Below are 1,674 nucleotides of genomic sequence, written 5' to 3'. Positions count from 1 at the left end.
GGGTAACAAACGCACTTTCTAGACATAAATGAATACTCAGATGAAGGCTGGCAAGCTTATGTATTTTTCATTGCATTCTTCTGCACTTTTATCTTGCAAAACACACAAGTTCTGCATCCTTCAAACATGCTTCAAATACAGGCTGTACGATTTCTTGTTGGTATAATTCATAGATTGATTCATCTGGATTCTCTTTTACGGCTGCAAAATAATTTTCATATAGCAAATAAGCATGAATGATAGTAAATTCTTGCCCTGTGTTTGGGTTGTTAAATGAATAGGTTATATTCTGCTGTTCATTTTGCGGATCTATATCTTCGTTAGATTGTTCAGTTTTTTTGCAGGCCGATAAAGTAAAAAGTAAAAGTAAACAAGTTGATAATAAAACTTTATTTGTGGTATTTATGAATCTCATCTCCATTTACTATAGATTCTTTAGCGCTCTGTTTAGGGTGAAGTGCTTTTTATCGATGACATTTATACAGTTAAATAAAGTACTCATAATAGTAAAAAATCGTCAAACATAAACTTAACACCATGTATAACACTAATCCTGTCATAATTGGTGAAAAACGAAATCGGAACAGTTTCACCCCTCCTGCATCCTGTCCTGTTATCCCTTTTGCACTGACGTTATATGCGTTTTGGTTTTGCGTATTAAAATATAAAAACAGCCACGGTATCGCAAATAGTAATATACTTCCTAAGAAAAGAAACTCCATAAGTTCCCAGTTGATTAATATAGAGATTGCCCACAACAAACCCGTTTCGATTAACATGGTTAGGATTACGATTACGATCTTTTTCAAAAAATCTCTCCATTTATATTTTAATAATATTTGTCTTTCAAGCGTTTATAGTTTAGAACTGTCTTGATAAATATCATCATGTCACGATTTAAAAAACTGCAGACTATGGTGGATCATCAGCTTGCCATGAAACATCACAATTGCTGTTAAGAAAAGTATCGAAAGCGATTCCTCCTGTTCTATTAAAATGGCTCGTTTGTAAAAGACTGTATCTTTAGGTACTTCTATGCAAAGTTTTGTAATAAGTATATCATTTCTGATTCCGAAAGTTCTGCTTTTTAACAAACTCTTTTACATATCACTAAACGAAATATAATGGCAGCTATTCTCGTAAGAGGAAAAGTACTTTGCGTTAATTTCGCGAGTTGGCGAATGAATTTTCTTTCATATTAACTATGTGTTCTTCATAAAATGCTCTACAAGCGCAAATGAAGAATTTCTTCATTCATTATTGTATATTGTTTAGCAAGGAGGGATTCCCAATGGCTAATGAGAAAAGAAATCAAATGGCGGATATGTTGTTGCAAAGCCTGTATGATTATCACTATGCATATAATGGAGCCAGCTATAATTTGCCTAAAGCGATGTTAGAAGCTGATGCACAAAGCAAAGCAGCTATCGAGTACCTTATTGAAAATGATTACGCGGCGGATAGTGGTCAAGGAACAGAGAGCCTCGTTTTAGCGATTACAAAGCAAGGCATGGATTATATTAATAATAAATAATTGAACATAAAGAAAGAACGTCCTATTCGGGCGTTCTTTCAGCTTGTTGACAAACGCTCGCATACTGCGTTGCTCGTCTCGCTCGTCCCCTCATGAACCTAAGTTCTATTCGGGTCTTCGCTCGACTTCGCGCCTTGTCT

3 protein-coding genes are annotated in these 1,674 nt (G+C 35.0%); 1 reads left to right on the top strand and 2 read right to left on the bottom strand.

The window, feature by feature from the left end; all coding sequences use genetic code 11:
• Positions 1–88: 88 nt before the first annotated feature.
• Both ACFQ38_RS11405 and ACFQ38_RS11400 read right to left on the bottom strand, forming a co-directional pair.
• Positions 89–421, bottom strand: a complete 333-nt coding sequence (locus ACFQ38_RS11405; RefSeq protein ID WP_381480983.1) for a hypothetical protein — start codon at positions 419–421, stop codon at positions 89–91.
• Positions 422–485: 64 nt separating this feature from the next.
• Complete coding sequence (locus tag ACFQ38_RS11400; protein WP_381480980.1) at positions 486–809, bottom strand: hypothetical protein; 324 nt, start codon at positions 807–809, stop codon at positions 486–488.
• 482 nt (positions 810–1,291) lie between these two features.
• Between ACFQ38_RS11400 and ACFQ38_RS11395 the strand changes: the two genes are divergently transcribed.
• Complete coding sequence (locus ACFQ38_RS11395; RefSeq protein ID WP_336825723.1) at positions 1,292–1,534, top strand: hypothetical protein; 243 nt, start codon at positions 1,292–1,294, stop codon at positions 1,532–1,534.
• Positions 1,535–1,674 lie beyond the last annotated feature (140 nt).

It is taken from the genome of Sporosarcina contaminans (genome assembly GCF_042679045.1).
GTDB lineage: Bacteria > Bacillota > Bacilli > Bacillales_A > Planococcaceae > Sporosarcina > Sporosarcina contaminans.
The sequence above is the reverse complement of the archived record's forward strand: the minus strand, read 5'-3'. Positions and strand labels throughout refer to the sequence as shown.